General features: G+C 68.8%; 17 protein-coding genes. 6 read left to right on the top strand and 11 right to left on the bottom strand.

Annotated features, from left to right (window positions below; genetic code table 11):
• Window positions 1-31: 31 nt before the first annotated feature.
• The 4 genes from ABT061_RS03025 to ABT061_RS03010 all read left to right on the top strand — a co-directional run bounded on the left by ABT061_RS03025 (window position 32) and on the right by ABT061_RS03010 (window position 5,129).
• Window positions 32-1,507, top strand: a complete 1,476-nt coding sequence (locus ABT061_RS03025) for a flavin-containing monooxygenase (protein WP_350912041.1) — start codon at window positions 32-34, stop codon at window positions 1,505-1,507.
• Between the two features lie 202 nt (window positions 1,508-1,709).
• Window positions 1,710-2,927, top strand: a complete 1,218-nt coding sequence (locus ABT061_RS03020; protein ID WP_350912039.1) for a saccharopine dehydrogenase family protein — start codon at window positions 1,710-1,712, stop codon at window positions 2,925-2,927.
• A 5-nt stretch (window positions 2,928-2,932) separates the two neighbouring features.
• Window positions 2,933-4,084: a serine hydrolase domain-containing protein gene (locus ABT061_RS03015; protein WP_350912037.1), complete on the top strand. Its 1,152-nt coding sequence runs from the start codon at window positions 2,933-2,935 to the stop codon at window positions 4,082-4,084.
• A 151-nt stretch (window positions 4,085-4,235) separates the two neighbouring features.
• Window positions 4,236-5,129 carry a PaaX family transcriptional regulator C-terminal domain-containing protein gene (locus ABT061_RS03010; RefSeq protein WP_350912035.1) on the top strand — a complete coding sequence of 298 codons (894 nt, stop codon included), beginning with the start codon at window positions 4,236-4,238 and terminating at the stop codon, window positions 5,127-5,129.
• 149 nt (window positions 5,130-5,278) lie between these two features.
• On the opposite strand, the gene ABT061_RS03005 is transcribed toward ABT061_RS03010, so the two are convergent.
• Window positions 5,279-6,460 (bottom strand): saccharopine dehydrogenase family protein, encoded by a 1,182-nt coding sequence (locus ABT061_RS03005; RefSeq protein WP_350912033.1) that lies wholly within the window; start codon window positions 6,458-6,460, stop codon window positions 5,279-5,281.
• Between the two features lie 58 nt (window positions 6,461-6,518).
• On the opposite strand from ABT061_RS03005, the gene ABT061_RS03000 reads away from it, so the two are divergent.
• Together ABT061_RS03000 and ABT061_RS02995 are read left to right on the top strand one after the other, a co-directional pair.
• Complete coding sequence (locus ABT061_RS03000; protein ID WP_350912031.1) at window positions 6,519-7,004, top strand: hypothetical protein; 486 nt, start codon at window positions 6,519-6,521, stop codon at window positions 7,002-7,004.
• A 281-nt stretch (window positions 7,005-7,285) separates the two neighbouring features.
• The gene (locus tag ABT061_RS02995; RefSeq protein WP_350912029.1) at window positions 7,286-7,408 is read left to right on the top strand and encodes a hypothetical protein; all 123 of its coding nucleotides are present in this window, start codon (window positions 7,286-7,288) and stop codon (window positions 7,406-7,408) included.
• A gap of 99 nt (window positions 7,409-7,507) precedes the next feature.
• Here ABT061_RS02995 and ABT061_RS02990 read toward each other — a convergent pair whose 3' ends face one another.
• The 10 genes from ABT061_RS02990 to ABT061_RS02945 all read right to left on the bottom strand — a co-directional run bounded on the left by ABT061_RS02990 (window position 7,508) and on the right by ABT061_RS02945 (window position 17,749).
• Window positions 7,508-8,110: a TetR/AcrR family transcriptional regulator gene (locus ABT061_RS02990; RefSeq protein WP_350912027.1), complete on the bottom strand. Its 603-nt coding sequence runs from the start codon at window positions 8,108-8,110 to the stop codon at window positions 7,508-7,510.
• The gene (locus ABT061_RS02985; RefSeq protein WP_350912025.1) at window positions 8,107-9,162 is read right to left on the bottom strand and encodes a saccharopine dehydrogenase family protein; all 1,056 of its coding nucleotides are present in this window, start codon (window positions 9,160-9,162) and stop codon (window positions 8,107-8,109) included. Before ABT061_RS02985 ends, ABT061_RS02990 begins: the two co-directional genes overlap by 4 nt.
• Window positions 9,163-9,533: 371 nt before the next feature.
• Window positions 9,534-10,874, bottom strand: a complete 1,341-nt coding sequence (locus ABT061_RS02980) for an acetyl-CoA carboxylase biotin carboxylase subunit (protein WP_350912023.1) — start codon at window positions 10,872-10,874, stop codon at window positions 9,534-9,536.
• An 18-nt stretch (window positions 10,875-10,892) separates the two neighbouring features.
• The gene (locus tag ABT061_RS02975) at window positions 10,893-11,111 is read right to left on the bottom strand and encodes a biotin/lipoyl-binding carrier protein (protein ID WP_350912021.1); all 219 of its coding nucleotides are present in this window, start codon (window positions 11,109-11,111) and stop codon (window positions 10,893-10,895) included.
• A 28-nt stretch (window positions 11,112-11,139) separates the two neighbouring features.
• Complete coding sequence (locus ABT061_RS02970) at window positions 11,140-12,708, bottom strand: acyl-CoA carboxylase subunit beta (RefSeq protein WP_350912019.1); 1,569 nt, start codon at window positions 12,706-12,708, stop codon at window positions 11,140-11,142.
• 1 nt (window position 12,709) lies between these two features.
• A complete protein-coding gene (locus tag ABT061_RS02965) occupies window positions 12,710-13,879 on the bottom strand; it encodes a saccharopine dehydrogenase family protein (RefSeq protein WP_350912017.1) in 1,170 nt (389 codons plus the stop codon).
• A gap of 49 nt (window positions 13,880-13,928) precedes the next feature.
• Window positions 13,929-15,500, bottom strand: coding sequence for an AMP-binding protein (locus ABT061_RS02960; RefSeq protein WP_350912015.1), 1,572 nt, complete (start codon window positions 15,498-15,500; stop codon window positions 13,929-13,931).
• Window positions 15,501-15,504: 4 nt separating this feature from the next.
• A complete protein-coding gene (locus ABT061_RS02955) occupies window positions 15,505-16,134 on the bottom strand; it encodes a TetR/AcrR family transcriptional regulator (RefSeq protein WP_350912013.1) in 630 nt (209 codons plus the stop codon).
• Between the two features lie 38 nt (window positions 16,135-16,172).
• The gene (locus ABT061_RS02950; RefSeq protein WP_350912011.1) at window positions 16,173-16,565 is read right to left on the bottom strand and encodes an acyl-CoA thioesterase; all 393 of its coding nucleotides are present in this window, start codon (window positions 16,563-16,565) and stop codon (window positions 16,173-16,175) included.
• Entirely contained in the window at window positions 16,565-17,749 is a 1,185-nt protein-coding gene (locus ABT061_RS02945; protein ID WP_350912010.1) for a YkvI family membrane protein, read from the bottom strand. Before ABT061_RS02945 ends, ABT061_RS02950 begins: the two co-directional genes overlap by 1 nt.
• Window positions 17,750-17,779 lie beyond the last annotated feature (30 nt).

Genomic DNA, 17,779 nt, shown 5'->3' with positions numbered 1-17,779 from the left:
CACATCTTTCGATTATGATACGGTCGTTTTTATGACGACCGTTTCTAAAAAGATCGATTCTGGGGGAGGTTCGCCCCGACACGTCGATGTGCTGATCATCGGGGCGGGTCTGTCCGGCATCGGCGCCGCGTGGCGCCTGCAGCGGCGGCGTGACTGGACCTACGCGGTTCTGGAGGGCCGGGATCACCTCGGTGGCACCTGGGATCTGTTTCGCTATCCAGGTGTCCGTTCGGACTCGGACATGTTCACCCTCAGCTACGCGTTCCAGCCGTGGCGGGGGAAGAAGTCGTTGGCCGACGGCGACAGCATCCGCCGCTACATCGAAGACACCGCACGCGAGCATGGCATCGACCGGCACATCCACTACGGAACCAAGGCCGTCGCGGCCTCATGGTCCCGGAAGCAATCCCGATGGGTGGTGGAGACCCGGGAGGGTCAAGACTCTCGGGTGTGGACGTGTTCGTTCCTCTACATCTGTGCCGGCTACTACGACTACGAGCGCGGCCATCAGCCCGAGTTCGCGGGAGTGGAGCAGTTCGGCGGCCGGTTCGTGCACCCGCAGTTCTGGCCCGAGGATCTCGACACCACGGGCAAGCGGGTGGTGGTGATCGGCAGCGGAGCCACCGCAGCCACCCTCGTCCCCGCGCTGGCCACGACGGCGGCGCACGTCACGATGCTGCAGCGGTCGCCGACCTATCTGGCCGCGCTGCCCGACGTCGACCGGACGGCCGACGCGCTGCGCCGCTACCTTCCCGCACGAATCGCGCACGCGCTCATCCGCGAGAAGAACGTGCTGAGCAGCCAGCTGACCTACTGGCTGAGCAGGCGCTTTCCCGAACAGACCAAGCAGTGGCTACGCAAGTCCGCGCTCCGGTACCTGCCGGATCCGGCATACCTGGACAGGCACTTCACTCCCCGATATCAGCCGTGGGACCAGCGGCTGTGCGTCGTGCCCGACGGTGACTTCTTCCGGGCCGTGGCCACCGGGAAGGCGTCAGTGGCCACCGATCGGATCACTCGCTTCGTGGAGAGCGGGATCGTGCTGGACTCCGGGGAAGTTCTGGAGGCCGATGTGATCGTCTCCGCGACGGGGTTGTCGCTGATACCGCTCGGCGGGATCGGCCTGTCGGTGGACGAGCAAATGATCAACGTGGCGGATACCACCGCCTACCGCGGGCTGATGCTCAGCGGCGTGCCCAACCTGGCCTTCTGCGTCGGCTACACCAACGCGTCGTGGACGCTACGGGCCGACATGTCCTCGCGCTACGTCGTCCGACTGCTCGATCACATGAGGCGGCACGGTCATACGACCGCGATGCCCGCGTGCCCGCCCGGGCGGGCACGGCGTCCGCTGCTCGGCCTGACCTCCAGCTACGTGAAACGCTCCGCTCACCTGTTTCCACAGCAGGGCGAGCGCGATCCGTGGACGGCCTCACAGAACTACCTGCTCGACAGACTGACGTTCGTGTTCACCGACCTCCGCAAGGGGATGATCTTCGACGGCTAGCCAGGAGCTCGCATCGTGACCGATCAGCCTGATGCCGAAGGGGCCGGCAGACTTCCGCCTCCAGCGACATCCCTCCGACCCGGGCCATGCACGTCCTGCTCGCCCAGGCCGGGTGATCGGTGGCGCCCGCATCCCGAGTGGCATGCCGAGCCACACTCAAAACCGTGTTGCTAGAAACGTTCGTTTTGGATACGTTCGTTATATGAATGAACATCGAGTGGTCGCGTTGGGTGGGGCGGGAGCGATGGGCAGGCCCGCGGTCGAGACGCTCGCCGGTCGCGAGGACATCGCGGAACTGGTGATCGCGGACCGCGATCTGGCCGCCGCCGAACGACTCGCCGCCCAGCTGGCGGGCACCGCGTCCGCCACCCTGGTCCCGCAGGCGGCGGATGCGACGGATCCGGTACGGCTGCGCGAACTCTTCCGAGACGCCGACATCGTCGTCAACACAACGGGGCCCTTCTTCCGGCTCGGCGTGCCCGTACTGAAGGCGGCGATCGATACACGCACCCAGTACGTCGACATCTGCGATGACTGGGAACCGACACTGGACATGCTCGCGCTGGACGCCCAGGCACGAAGCTCGGGCGTGATCGCCGTGATCGGGGCCGGGGCGAGTCCGGGCACGAGCAACATGCTGGCCGCGCTCGCGACACGCGAGCTGGACATCGTTGACGACGTCTTCACGGCCTGGCCGGTGGACGTGCCGTTCGTCGGCGACGCCCCTGACGAGGACGCGATCGCCGGCGCCTCGGCCGCCACCGTGCACTGGATGCAACAGTTGTCCGGAACGATCCAGACCTGGGACGGCGGCAAACCCGCCGAGCGGCCCCCGCTCGAACCGGTCACGCTGGACTACCCGGGGCTGGGCACGGGCACCGTGTACACGGTCGGTCATCCCGAGCCGGTGACCTTGCCGGGGACCCGCTCGATCACTCGCAGCTCGGCCTGCGTCATGGTCGTCCGACCGACGACCGCGGCGTACCTGATGACCCTGCGCGACGACATCGACTGCGGGAAGCTTTCTCTGGAGCAGGCCGCCGCCGCGATCGACACCCCGTCCGCAGGCCATTTCGCCCGGTCCGCCCTCCGCCGGCCCTGGCTGCGTGGCCCAGGCGCGCTGCCCGCCTTCTTCGCACTCGCCACCGGGAGCCGGGACGGCCGGCCGCACACGGTCGGTGCTCGGATGATCGCCTCCCCCCGTGGGATGGCCAGGGCGACCGGCATCCCCCTGGCCCTGGCAGCAGGCCAGATCCTCGACGGGTCGGTGCGCACCCATGGCGTCCATCCCCCCGACGCCGTACTCGACCCCGAGCGATACTTCGACGCGCTGGCCGCCCAGTGCGATCCGCCCCGGCCCCATCGCGGCGAGGTGGTCAAGGTGGATCACGCACCCGTCGCTGCCGCCACGACCCCATGACCGGCATGAGCACGCCCGACGATCGCGTACTCCGCGGCGACGTCGCGCCCGGCTGGGAACCGGTTCGTGACGTGTTCGCCGCGATCATGAGCAGGCCGGACGAGCGTGGCGCCGGGTTACATGTCATTCACCGCGACAGGACCGTCGTGGACCTCTACAGCGGGACCGACGGCGAAGGACCCTACAGTCCGGACACCCGCCAAGTGGTCTTCTCCGCCTCGAAGGGCATCGCCGCCGCGTGCCTGGCGGTGCTCGCCGACCGCGGCGATCTCGACTTCGACGCGCCCGTGGCCAGGTACTGGCCCGAGTTCGGCCGCCACGGCAAGTCCGAGATCACCGTGGCGCAACTACTCAGCCATCAGGCCGGGCTCATCGCCCCCTCGCGCCGGGCCACCCTCACCGACGTGCTGGAGGGGCGCCCGCTCGCGGACGCCCTGGCCGATGAGCGGGCGCGCTGGCCCCCGGGCCGGCCCGGATACCACGCGGTCACCTGGGGCACGCTCGCCGACGAACTCGTCCGCCGCATCACCGGCGACCGTCTCGGCGAGGTGCTCACCGAACTGGTGTGCCGCCCCCGGGATCTGGCGATCAGCATCGGCACCCACCTCGGCCCCCCGCCTTCCCCGGTACACGCCGCCACCCGGGTCCCGCTCCTGGTCAGGCTGACCACCGCCGTCTTCGCGCGCCCCGGAACGCCGCTGTGGCAGGCGCTGACCGTGCAGGGGGCCATCACCGACCCTCCCGACCTCTGGGTACGACGCCCGGAGACCCTCGCCGGACAGCTCCCCGCCGCCAATGCCGTCACCACCGCCCGGTCCCTGGCCCGGCTCTATGCCATGCTCCTGCCCGGGGCCGAGGCCCCACTCATCAGCGACCGCACCCAGAGCGCCGCCGTACGGCCTCGCGCCGTCGGGCGGGACCGGGTACTCGGCCTCCCGTCGGCGTTCGGGTGCGGATTCGCCCTGCCCAGCCGCGCCTGGCGGCTCGGCTCCCCCACGGCCTTCGGTCACCCCGGCATCGGCGGCGCCCTAGGCCTCGGCGACTCTCGCCGCCGGCTCGCCCTGGCCTTCCTGCCACGCACCATGCCCGCCGACGCCCTGAGCGACGTTCGCCACCGCACCCTGCTGGACGCGGTGACCACCGTCATCGGTCCATGAACTACTCGTGGCGTCATCAGATTCGATAGTTCACCCACGTTAGGCAACGAGGTCTGTGACGTCGGTAAACTCGTGCACGCTGGGCACCTCATCGTCCGCCCGCATCCGCCAGCGCCTCGGCGTCGCCCGGCCACTCCTGGAAGGCTGCAGCATGACCGCCGCACCCCGCATGCCGGGACCGGACGTCCAGGTCCCCACCCGGATGCTCGTCGAAGCGCTCGTCCGCGCCGACCTCACCGTCGACACCGGCGAGCTCTACGCCACCGCCAACCTGCTGGGCATGACCGACCAGCAGGTGCGCCTGTGCATCAAACGGCTGGTCGCCGAGGGACGCTTCACCCACGAGGGCAGAGGACGCAAAGCACAACTGCGGGCCACCGGCACCACCGAACAGACCATGGGCCTCGATGTCGAATTCGTCACCCACGCCTTCCGCCAAGACGCCGGCATCGCCCCCTGGGACGGCACCTGGCACCTGGTCGCCTTCGCCGTCCCCGAGACCGCGCGCACCGCACGCGACGCCCTGCGCGTCGCGCTCACCCGCCTGGGCGGAGCATCGATCCAAGGGGGCCTGTATCTCAGCGCCAACCCGTGGGAACCCTACGTCGAGGACCACGCCCGCCACCTGAACGTCCTAGACCACCTCACCTTCGCGACCACCCGGGACCTGCGCCAGGGCGACCAAGACGATCCCGCCGCACTCGCCCGTGCCCTGTGGCCGTTGGCCGAGATCGCCGAGCGGTATCACCGGCTCACCGCCGTCGCCCGACTCCGGCGCGAGCGCCTCCACGATCACGCCGGCCTCTCCGAGCCACAGCGGCTGACGATCGCGGTAGAACTGGCGGCCGAATTCACTCGCGTCATGGAAGCCGACCCCCTCCTGCCGCCCCAACTGCTCCCGCAGCCCTGGCCTGGTACCCAGGCCCGCGCGCTGGTCGCACAGTGCTGGTCGCTCCTGGACGAGAGCGCCGGCCCGGACGGCGAGAACATCCGCCTTTTCCGCCTCTACGGCGACATGACCCGCCCAGCGGCTGCTCGAACGTGACAGGCGTCGTACCCGAAAGGGGCCGGCTCCGTGGCTGCCGGTGGGCTGATCCGTGAGCATGCGCCAGGCATAGGGTGGTCCTTCACACCCGCAGGCGGTGCCAAGGCTGTACACCTGGCTCCTGGCTCCAGCGACATACAAGCCGCTGGTCACGATGCCTCCTCGATCACGACCTCGATGGGCTTGGCGTGCTCCGCCAGGTCGGCGAAGAATCGATCGGGGTCGATGGCGGTTTCCGGCGGGTGGACTCCAGGTTGGCTGACGGTGCCGTCGAGCAGCTGGGCGAGCCCCAGGGCGGCCGGGATTCCGGTGGCCTCGGCCATGCCCTTCATCAGCGTGGCCGTACCTGTCAGGTGGGCCAGGACAGTGGTCGGCCGACCATCCTTGATCCCTCTGGCGGTGGCGAAGAACGGCGGCAGCGAGCCGGGCGTCTTGAACTTGACGGCGCGCACAGCGGCGCGCATGGCGCGTCGCATCGTGGGCTTGGCCAGGTCGGCGGCGGCCGTCTCGTTGGTGAGTCTGCCGCTGTCGATGTCACTGCGCAGCACGTCCAGATAGGCCACGGTCCCGGGCGTGATGACCATGAGGTTGGCCGAATCTCCGGCCAACCGATAGCTGCGCTGCAAGGTCACCGGCTCTGGATGGCCGACGGTGTATGCGGTGCCCTTGCGCCCCCCGGGCAGGGTGAGCGTGACCGGCTGCAGGGGCGGCCGCTGCACGACCTCCCCGTTGTTCACCGCGGCGACCGTACCGCTGATCTGCTGCATCCAGTGCACGGCGGCCGCTATCGGACGGCCGTCCGGACCGCGCAGGTCGGTCTCTCCGGCGCCGGAGCCCGGCACATCGACGGGCCAGGCAGTGTAGAGGTCGGTCACGGTGTCGAGTCTGGCCACCGCCCTGGCCGCGAGTAGGTTGCTGATGCCCGGGCTCGCGCCCATGCCGACCACGGCGCATACCCCTGCTATGCGAGCTTCGGCGTCGAGGTCGAGCATCTGCAGGGCGGGCTCCCAGTCGTCGCAGATGTCGAGGTAGTGGGTGCGGGTACGTATCGCCGCCCGCAACACGCCCAGGCCGAACCGGTAGAACGGCCCGACGGTGTTGAGGACGACGTCGGCCTCCTCGAGCGTCGCGTCCAACTCGGCCTCGTCGGCGACGTCGACCTTGCGGGCGCTCATCCGTACCCGCGAACCGGCCAGTTCGCGGACGAGTCGCCGCGCCGCGTCCACGTCGCGGTCGGCGACGACGATCTCCTGGACGCCGGGCAGCCCAGTGGCCACGCGCACCGCGACCCGGCCCATCGCGCCGGGTCCGCCGAGGGCGAGGATTTTCATCAGCCACTCCTTGCAGATCGTGACTAAATCGATCGTTTAAATTACGATCGGACTTATTATGAAAGTATCACTGGCGATGCTCTTCCGCGAGCGGCCGGCGAGCCGGCTTCTCGCCGTCGAGGCTCTGTGCGCCCTGCCGATCGCCACGCTGACCCTGCCCACGTCGACACCGGATCACCACACCGTGCCCGAGTGGGTGCAGCTCCTCGGCCTGATGATGCTCTTCGTCCTGTACGGCACCGCGCTGTACACCTGGCGCCTGGTCATGATCGGCGGGCTGCGCCCGACCCCGACGACCCGGCAGCAGATCCGCGACGACCGACGACTCCGGCTGCTGGTGCTGAGCTACCCGCCCCTTGTGGCGCTGCTCCTACCGATCCCGTCCACCTGGACCCCGTTCTGGTTCGGGCTCACACTGGCCACCGCGGTCGGCGGCGCGGTCTCGCTGGTCCGGATGGCGGTCATGCTCAGTGGCCGATCGATTCGAGAAACAGCCGCCGATCGCGCGGATCCCCCGACACCGAGAGCGACCAAGGTGCAGTGATCAAGACGGTTACCGCCTGTGGCCGTACAGCGGATCGCGGACCGGCCGGTAGAAGGTGTCGCGGGCGGCCTCGATCGGTTCCGTCGCCAATGATGGAATCCTCGCCCACACCGACCACTTCCTCGACCCGACAGCCGCAGCCGGTGACCGGATCCCCAGGGAGCTCCCCGACACTCTGCTGCGTCACTACGTGCACTACAAATCCAAGGAGGAACTGCTCCACTGGTTGAGCATCAGCCGCGCTGCCGCCGGCGCCGGCAGATGCGATGTCCTATGTCGCGGTGTCGACGACAGCCGTGCTGACCGTCTCGTTCGCCTGGGTGGCCCGCAGACGACGGCGCGCCGCGACGGCCGGGCGAGAGTGCGGCGAGGCCGATGTGCGGGCTACGACCGGCAGGTCGTGAGCGGCTGAAAGCGGTGTCGAGGAACAACACCGTGTCGGCGCCGCACGGCGACGGTGCGGGACGTGGTGCCGGGCACCGGCCTTCGCTGGTGCCCGCGTCTCACTCGCCGTGGATCAGCGCCAGGGCCGTCCGCACGATCTCGTGATGGCCTTCCGCCGATCGTCCGACTCCGATGGTCGAGCGCACGACGGAGGCGCCCTCGATGAGGCTGACGACAGCCTCGGCCAGCGCCGTACGCCGCGATTCAGGCAGCCGCGGTTGGGCGCACGCCACAAGTTCGGCTACGTGGCCGACGTATTTGCCGTAGAACTCTTGCACGACCGCGGCGATCTGCTCATCGCTCACGGCGATCGCCCAGATCTCCATGTACAACCGCACGCAGGTGGGATCGTCCTGCTCGGCGAGCAGCACCCCGAGAAGCCGCTCGGTGTCCGCACGCGTCGGCGTCCGATTCCCAGCACCGTCCGCATCAGGTCCCATTGCGGCGGACAGGCGTTCGAGAGAACGTCGCAGGGCGCGGTCGAGCACCGCCCGGATGAGATCGGCGCGGGTGGGAAAGTAGTGCTGGAGATGGCCGATGCGTACGCTCGCCTCCGCGGCGAAGTCGCGGAGCGCGGCGTTGGCGTTGCCTCTCGTGGTCAGCACCCGCTCAGCGGCGTCGAGCAACTCCGCCTGTCGTTGGGCACCCTTGGCCGAGGTCATGCGCGCCATACCTCCACGCCGTGTTCGCCGAGTTCCCGCAGCACGGCCACCGGCTGGGGGTGTAGTTCAGGGAAGGTCACCCCCGCCTCCGCGCCCGCACCGAGCACGCGACGCAGGCCCAAGAACCCGCCGAGCGCGGTGAGATGCGCCTGGCCCCGCGGATCGACGATCATCGCGGTCGTGGCGCCGTCGATGTCGATGTCGATGTCGATGCGGATCCGCGCGCTGCCGCCTTCGCCGGGCGAGTAGAGCAGGGACCGGCGCAGAGATGTCCAGCGTGTGCCACGCCCCCAGCGGAACAGGCCTGCCTTCTTCGCCGCCAGCAGGGCGGTCGTGGCCGAGTTCTGACTGAATCCGATCCGCGTTGCCGCGCTGCCGACACCGAGCGTCAGGGGCAAGGTGAACTGTTCGGGGGTGTCGAGTCGGGCGACCTTCGTCCGTGAGCCCGCGATGTCCACCCAGCGGCTGTCGGTGAGCGGCGCCACCGTTACCGTTTTCCCGCCCTGGCGTACGTCGTAGTCGTAGCCGAGCCGGTCCATGAAGTCCACGGAGTCGATGCCGGCGGAATCGTCCATGTCGTATCGGATCGCAATGTCCACCGATGTGGCGTCACCCCCTCGTTCCGCGATGAGCGCCGCCGTCACCAGGTTCGTGATGCCTCCCATCCAGCCCGACGAAAGAAGCACGGGCGCGGTCGGACGGGCGAGCGTCGCCACCGTGACCGCGCGTGCGAGCCGGCTGGTCCACCGCGTGATGTCGACGTAGGGGATCCCGGCGCCGACGGCGGCGCGGAGCACACGGTCGTCGGGATCGTTGACCGCGCTGACGACGGCGCGGACACCTGCGGCGAACGGCTCGGGATCCGCGAGATCCCACCGCCGCACCGACGCTCCGTACTTCTTCGCCAGGGGCGCTCCCTTGCCGGGATTACGCCCGGTCAACAACAGCGGCCACTCGGACGCGGCGAGCCCGGTCAGAGCGGCGCCCACGATGCCGTAACCGCCGGCCACGAGCACGGGGCCGGAGGAGTCATGTACGAGTTCATCGTTCATGACAGCCAGTTTAGGTCAAATGACCAATTTCATCAATTTTAAGGCTCTGGCTCACTTTCGGTGGTGACCGAGCGTGGTCACAGGTAATGAAGACGCGCTTGAGACGAATTAGCCGGCCAGAAGGGTGTCGTGGCGCGGTCCGGCGAGCAGGGTCACGGGCGACCGTGCGGTCCCACAGGCGTCTGATGAGGAAACCGCCCAGCTCCGCGACGTCAGCTTGATGCACACGTTCCGTTACCACCGAAAGTGAGCCAGAGCCGAAAGAGAGACAGAGCCGAAGCCCGTACAGGCCCTCGGGGCCCTGTAGGCCGAGCCGTTGTCGCTGAGCACTCGAGGGCGGCTCACGCCAACGGTGCTCTGCTCCTGCGGGTTTACCCCTCTGCGATGCGCGGCAGGGTCCGCGTATCGAAGTCTCCGCTCATGAAGTCCTCATCCTCGAGTACACGATGCAGTAGCGGCAGGTTCGTCTTCACTCCAGTGATCGTGAAGTCGCCCACAGCTTGTCGGGCACGCTTGATCGCTGCTGACCGACTCGTTGCGACGGTGCACAGCTTGGCCAGGAGGGGGTCGTAGTAGGGACTCACTTCGTCACCGGCGCGATAGCCGGAGTCGATTCGGACGTGCTCGCCGACAGGTTCCTTCCATTGTTCGATACGCCCAGGTGAGGGCAGCATTCTGACAGGATCCTCGGCGTAGATCCTGAGCTCGATCGCATGGTTCTCGCGAGCGGGTTCCGCGAGTTCGCCGTCTTCGTGGGCGGCCACAAGCAATTGGGCCTCGACGAGGTCCATGCCGGTGACGAGTTCGGTGACCGGGTGCTCGACCTGCAGCCGGGTGTTCATCTCAAGGAAGACGAACTCCTCGGTCCGCGGGTCGACGAGGTATTCGAAGGTGCCGACCCCGCGGTAGCCGAGGCACTCTCCGGCCCGACGGCTGGCGGCCAGCATCTGTTCCCTAAGGTCGTCGGAGATGCCCGGACAGGGGGTCTCCTCGATGACCTTCTGGAACCGGCGCTGCATCGAGCAGTCGCGTTCGCCGAGTGCGAGGACCCGGCCGTCGTTCAGGCCGAGGATCTGCACCTCGACGTGCCGGGCGGGCTCGATGTACTGCTCCAGCAAAATGTCCGCGGAGCCGAACATCCGCTCGGACCGGGTCCGGGCGGTCTGGAAGGCGGAGTCGAGATCCGCCTCGTGCCAGACGACCGTCATGCCGATCCCGCCTCCACCGCCAGCGGCCTTCACCATCAGGGGGTAGCCGATGCGCGTCGCTTCGGCTCGTGCTGCGACGGCGTCGGCCAGAGCCTGTGACGTGCCGCGCGAGACCGGCACGCCGTAGGACGCCATGAGGTTACGGGCCCTGATCTTGTCGCCCATCTCCGCGATGTGGTCGGGACTCGGTCCGATCCAGGTCATGCCCGCCGCTTGGACCCGGCGGGCGAAATCGGGGTTCTCGGAGAGGAATCCATAGCCGGGGTGGATGGCATCGGCGCCGCTTGATGACGCGGCGGCGAGGATCGCGTCCACGTCGAGGTAGGACCGGGCGACGGGCGCCGGGCCGATCCGGACGGCCTCATCGGCCTCTTCGACGTGCCGGGCGCTTGCGTCGGCGTCGGAGAAGACCGCTACCGTCCGGATGCCGAGCCGCTTCGCGGTCCTGATGACGCGTACGGCGATCTCGCCCCGGTTCGCGACCAGGAGGGAGCTGAACAACATGGGAACTCCTGCGAATGGTCAGTCGGCGCTGATACGGGCGAGGAGGTCGCCTTCCTGGACGGCCGCACCCTCCTCAACGAGGAACTCGGTGACGACGCCACTCACCGGCGCCTCGACCGGGATCTCCATCTTCATCGACTCGAGGATCGCGATCTCGTCCCCCTGACGGACGGAGGCCCCGACCGGGACGACGATCTTCCAGACGCTGGCGGTCAGCTCGGTGCGTACTTCCTGCATGATTTCTGCTTCCTTTCAGTCGAGGCGTTCAGGGGCGCATGCGCCAGCGGCGGTCACTGGGACCGACGCGGGACCGCATCGCGTGCAGGCCGGCGTTGAGGAAATCGGCGACGACCTTCCGGGTCCGGCGGGGATCGATCATCATCTCCATGCCGAACGCCTCGACCGTCTTCCACGGGTCGGCGAGGGCGAGCAGGCGTTCCTCGGCCTGTCGGCGGAACGCCTCCGGGTCCTCGGCCTGCTCGATCTCGCGGCGGAAGCCGGCTTCCACGCCTCCTTCGATCGGCATGTCACCCCACTCGGAGCTGGGCCAGGCGATGCGCAACCCCAGCGCGTCCGGGTTGGAGGTCGCCGAAACCGCCATGCCGTAGGCCTTGCGGACGTGGACGGTGACGACGGGCACCTCGGCCTCGGTGATCGACTGGATCGCCCGCATGCCCATGCGTACGACCCCACGGCGCTCGGCCTCGGGGCCGACCATGAATCCGGGCACGTCGACGAGGTAGACGATCGGGAGGTGGAAGGTGCTGCACAGATCGACGAAGCGGATCTGCTTCTCGGCGGCCGCACCGTCCAGCGCTCCCGCGAGATGCATGGGATTGTTGCCGATGACCCCGACCGGGATGCCGTCGATACGGGCGAAGGCGGTGATGACGGCCCTGCCCCAGCCGGGCCCCATCTCGAAGAGCGAGTCCCTGTCGACGATGGTGCGCATCACCTCACGCATCTTGTAGGGGCGCCGCCGGTTCTCCGGGATGATCTTCAAGAGCTCGTCGCAGGAGCGGTCCACCGGGTCGCTCCGGTCACCGCGGGCGGGGAGTTCCCACACGTTCTGCGGAAGATAGGACAGCACGCGGCGCAGCTGGTCGATGGCGTCGACCTCGTCCTCGGCCAGGTTGTCCATGGCCCCGGAGACGCTCGTGTGCATCTCGGCACCGCCGAGTTCGTGCTTGTCGACGGTCTGGCCGAGGGCTCGCCGGACGACGGGCGGTCCGCCGGCGAAGAGCACGCTGCCCTTGCTGATCACGCTGAAGTGGCTGACCACCGCGCGCCCCGCGGTGCCTCCCGCGGCCGAGCCGAGCACGGCGACCAGGACCGGCACCTGCGACATCAGCTCGAAGCTGCGCCGCCAGCTCATCGAGCTGACGAGGTAGGAGTGGCCCTTCTCGTCCTGGGCGGAGACATCACCGCCGATGCCCTCCATGAACAGGATGAGGGGGATGCGGTACTCGTGGGCGAGGTCCTCCACGAAACCGCCCATGCCGCCCTTCCACCGGTCGAGGTAGGTCTGCGGCGCCCCGGCGCGGACGGTGAAGTCCTCGCCGCCGATGGCGACCTGGCGCCCGTCGACCGTCCCGAGACCGCAGACGTAGCTCGACGGCAGCGTGCCGATCTGCGTTCCGGCCGCGTCGCGGATCGGGAACGTGGCGAACTCGCCGACCTCGGTGAAGTTATCGGCGATCTGGCCGATGCGTTCCCGGATGGTCTGGCGGCCCTGAGTGTGCTGACGTTCGACGCGTTCGGCGCCGCCGAGCCGGCGCGCCTCCTCGTGGCGCCGCCGCAGTTCCTCCAGGGCCGACTCCCAGGTGAAGGCCATCTCAGCTCTCCTCGACGGTGAGGGCCGCGGGGCCGGCGACATCCTTGAGGAAGGTCTCACCACCGTCCCAGTAGATCGCGGCGTAGTGCTCAAGAAAGGCGTCGGCGTCGAAGGCGCCCTCCGGCGCGTGGACGCCGACGGGGGCCTGCCCGATACGCAGGACGCCCACGACCGCCGGGCGTGCCGTCTCCAGGCTCATCGAGCCGTCGACCGGCCCACCGGGGAAGACGATGATCCCCTGTTCCCTTCCGCCGGCGGTGCCGGTGGCCACCGCTCCGATCAACCTGGGCAGGCGCGGGCCCCGGGATTCGGACACCAGGTCCTCGGGATGCTCGGCGAGCCGGGCGGCGATGGCGGCGATGGCCTCATCGGGCGTCAGCTCACCGGCGGCGACCCGATCGAGGACCGGCAGCATGAGCCGGTCGGTCCCAACGTTGACCGTGCCGATGTTGACGCAGTTCCGGAGTGTGATCGCCTGGGGCATGGTGACGGGCTCGGGATGGCCGATCACGCGGTAGACGCCGGTCTCACCGTTGGAGGTACGCACCCTGTAGGCCGTTCGCCAGGCCCGTTCGTTGACCGGTTCACCGTGGCGCCAGACCGGTACCTCGGCCGCGGTCTGCAGGATGAGGTGGGTGTAGGCGGCCCGGCCGGCGGCGAACGACGCGGCGAGGGCGTTGGCGTGCCGGGTGGCCTCGTCCAGGTCCATGCCTTCGCGGGAGTCGCCCCAGAAGGTGGCGACGGTGTCGACCTCATCGAGGTCGCGCGCGGCGATCATGCCGAGATAGTTGGTGAGACCCGGGCTCACACCGAGCCCCACGACGGCACGGACACCGGCTTCGCGAGCGGCGGGGTCACGCTTCATGAGCTCCTGGGTCGCGGCCGGGTCGTCGCAGACGTCGATGTAGTCGACACCGTGCTCGATGGCGGCGTCGAGCACCTTGGCGCCCCACAGGTCGAACGGCCCCGCCGTGTTGACCACCGCGTCGGCGTGGGCCAGGGCACGGGCCAAGGCGACGTCGTCGGCGAGGTCCAGCGCGACGAAGGCGACCGTCGTGCCGCCGGGCGCCACGCGGTCGGCGATGGTGATGTCGTGGTCGGAATGTTCGGCGAGTTCGGCCACGACACGCCTTCCCACCCGTCCGGCTCCCCCGATGACCAGGACGTTCATGTTCTTTCCCTTCGGATTTGGATCCATGTTTGCGATTCGGACGCTGAGATCAGTCCGCGGCCGCCGGTGCGGCCGCTTCCAGGAGGTCGATCGTGCCGGCGGTGATCGCCGCCGGGAGGAGGTGCTTCTGGATCGCACCGGTGCCCGGTCCCCGGACGAGAGCCGACTCCGCGACGATCTCGACGTACCTCGGCAGGGCGAAGCGCGGTAGCGACCGTGTGCAGTAGTCGCGGAAGGACACGGGGTCGAACGGCGCGTCATCGTCGAGCACCAGTACCAGCTTGATGTCGTCCTCGCCGCCGAGTTCGTCGCGGACGGCGAGCGCCGCGCACTCGCGGACGCCGGGGGCGCGGCGGACCACGTGCTCAAGCTCGAACGCGGAGATGTTCTCGCCGCGTTTGCGCAGGTTGTCGGTCAGGCGGCCGCCGTACCAGATGAAGCCGTCGGCGTCCTGCGTTACAAGATCCCCGGTGTGGAACCACAGGTCGCGGAATGCCTCGGCGGTGGCTTCGGGGCGCCGCCAGTACCCGAGAGTGAGCATGTGCGGATGCCGGGGCCGTGTCTGCAGCTCCCCGAGTTCTCCGACCCCGGCCTCGGTCCCGTCCGGGGTCGCGACCCGGATGTCGAAACCGGCGCAACTCCAGCCCACGGCCCCACGCCGCCGGTGCTCGGCGGTGGAGTAAAGCGGGCCGTCGGCCTCGGTCTGGCCGTACATCTGCAGGAGCGGGATCCCGAGCCCGTCCTCGAAGAACTCGTAGGCCTCGTCGGGGATGGGTGCGGCGAGGATCGTCCGGAGTCGCCGCAGGACCGGCGCCGGCGGCCGCCCCCGCGTGATGAGCGCGGACAGCATGGAGCCGACGGCACCGAACCAGGTGACGCCGAACCGTTCGGCGTCCTCCCAGAAGCCGCTGACGCTGAACCGGGGGGCGAAGGCGAGCGTGGAGCCGGTTTGCAGGCACAACGGAAGAGCGATGTGCGCGTCAACGTGGAAGAACGGCATCGTAAAGAAGCCGGTGTCACCAGGCCCCACGTCGAGCACCCTCGACAGGACGGCACCGAAGTTGGAGAAGTAGCCGTGCGGAAGCATCACCCCCTTGGACGGACCGGTGGTCCCGGATGTGTAGAGCAGTGAGGCCAGATCACCCGCCGCCGGGACCGGTCTGCCCTCCGCGTCGGCCTCGTGGTCCCGGTCGATGCGCACGCTCGCCAGGTCGACGATCCGCTCCGGGGTGACGCAGCCGATCAGCGGCTCATGGAAGCATGCGTCCGCCACGACGACGCCGGGCTCGCTGTCAGTGAGGACGTGCTGCAGGAACCACCCCCGCAACTCGCTGTTGACGGCGACCTCCACCGCGCCCAAAGCCCACACGGCGAACTGCACCGCGAGCATCCGAGCGCTGTTGCCAGCCATGATCGCGACCCGTTCACCGGGCCGCACCCCCAGGTCGTGGAGTTCGGCCGCGGCGGAGCGGACAGCGGATGCGAACCGGGAAACGGTCCACTCACCCTCGGCCCACCGCAGCAGCGGCTGGTCCGGCCACCGTCTCTGGGCGGCTTCGAGGTCGGCGAGCGGCCCGGTACGACCGAGCGCCACTCCGTCGAGGAGTCGACCTGTGATCATGCCGTCATTCCTTCCTGGATTCGTGCGGTGACACGGTGATGCGGAGCGCGAACTCGCCGTTCATCTCGGCGACCTGCTCGACGGTGAGAGGCCCCCCGGGCTGAAACCACAGGGCGCTGTACTCGCAGATGTTGAGGATCGCGAAGGCGGTGGCGTTGAGGTCGGGTACGTCGAACACCCCCTGCTCGGCGCCCTTCCGCAGGATGTCGCGCGCGTTGTCCAGGTGGCGTCGGTGCAGGTCCCGGATGAGCTCGTAGCGCTCCTTCGGCAGCGAGGACGCCAGTTGTGTCCGCGAGTAGGTCATCGACAGGAACGTCTGCGCCTGCTCAAGCTGGGACAGCTGGGCACGGGTGTGTGCGACGGCGAAAGCCCGCAGCGTCTCGACCGGATCGGTGAGCCCCGCGGTGGCGGCCTCGATGCGGTCCAGGAATTCCTTGAGGCTGGTGTGCAGGAACTCGAAGAGGATGTCCTCCTTGGACTCGAAATGCCAGTAGAGCGTGGGCGGGGTGATCCCCACCGCGCGGGCGATGGTGGCGACCTTGGTCTTGCTGTAACCGTCACGCTGGAACAGTTCGGCGGCGGCCGCGAGGATCTCCGCCTTCATGTCGACGTCGGACGTGCTCTCCGGTGCCATGTCATCCTCTCGATCACGGGTTGATTCCTCGCGCGAACCTATCCACCGAACAACCGCCTCTCCGCATCGGAAATCGCCCGGGACCGGCGGGCCTCGCGGTCCCACATGACGAGCGTCGCCGTGGAGCGCGCCCTCAGCGTCCCGTCCGCTCCGCGCAGCTCCTCGCGTACGTCGACCCGGTGCGCGCTGCGGCCGATCGGCTCGATCGTGAGCGTCACCGGCCCGTCGCCTGGGAGCACCTCGCGCTCGAACTCGATTTCCTGCCTGGCCACGACGTACGCGGGCTGCGCAACGCAGGCGCCCTCGACGAGCCACGCGACCCGGGCCTCTTCGAAGAACGCGAGGTAGGACGTCGCAGTCATGTGGCCCAAGTAGTCGAAGTCCCGGAAGCGGAGGTGGAACGTCGTCCGCCAGGCCGTATGAGCGCTCATCACGACTCCACCGTCGGCGCCTGGCTCTGGGTCACCGGGACGTTGCTGCGGGGCAGGAAGAGCTTGGCGCCGCGGGCGATGAGCGGCACCCCGAACACCAGGATGAGCGCGACGGCCCCGATGAGGTAGCCGACTGCGATGAGGTCGATGATCCCGAACTGGGCGAGGGCGGCTCCGAGCAGGAGCACCGCCAGGCTGATGCCGACGCGGACCCGGGACGTCATCACGGGGCGGCCGACGTCCACCAGGTTCTGGTCGACGCGCAGCAGGATCGCCTGGATCAGGCCGACCGCCGTGGCGACGAGAGTCCAGCCGACGAGAAGGCCGTACACGATGACCACCCAGGTCCCCTTGCCTTCGAGCATCTTGAGCCACGGGACCGGGGCGTCGAAGACCTTCGGGTCCGGGTAGAAGCCCATGAGGGTGGCGTAGGTCAGGAACCACGGCACGACGTACAGGCCGCCGGTGAGCGCCGCGGCCTTGGCGGCGTCGCGGCGCGAACGCAGGTGGCGGACCGTCATGAGGGTGGACGGGAAGACGACGAACCCCATGCCCACGTAGGTCATGCCCAGGAGCGCCGCGTCCCAGATCGTCGCGCCGGGCCGGAGCGAGTGGTCGCCCGCCGACATGACCTGCCCGATGCGCTCCCAGTGGGATGGGATGACGAGTAAGGCGAAGACGATGTAGCCGGCCATCAGCAGGATCGTGCCGATGCCGTTGAACCGCTCGACGACCTCGGTCCCCCGGAAGGTCACGAACCCGGTAAGCACGATGATGACTGCGACACCGGCCCAGTAGTTGAGCCCCAGGGTGTCCTTGAGGATGTTGCCGGTGGCCGAGGCCAGCACCGCGATGATCGCGATCGCCAGCGGAATGTAGACCGCGTCGAAGAGCCAGTAGAGCTTGCCGATGAGGTGGCGCAGCAGACTCCGGTAGTCGAACAGCCGGTGGCGGCGAGCCATCTCGTAGACGAGGTATGAGAGCAGGGACCCGGCGATCGCCATCGCCAGGCCGGCGGCCCAGCCCAGCGATCCGTGACCCGCACCGAACTCGATGATCTCCCGGCCCGTCGCGTAGGCGCCACCGATGGCGACCGCCTGAAACATGAGCGCCGGGACCAGCACTCCGCGCAGGCCGGGACCCGCCTGGTCGGCCCCGTTTCGACGTGACGATGAAGTGGCCATGCCGCACCTCCCACCTGGTTCGGGCACCGC

The sequence above is a fragment of the Streptosporangium sp. NPDC002544 genome (genome assembly GCF_040295965.1).
Taxonomy (GTDB): domain Bacteria; phylum Actinomycetota; class Actinomycetes; order Streptosporangiales; family Streptosporangiaceae; genus Streptosporangium.
Note: the sequence above shows the minus strand (reverse complement) of the source record. Positions and strands in the feature narration are given on the sequence as shown.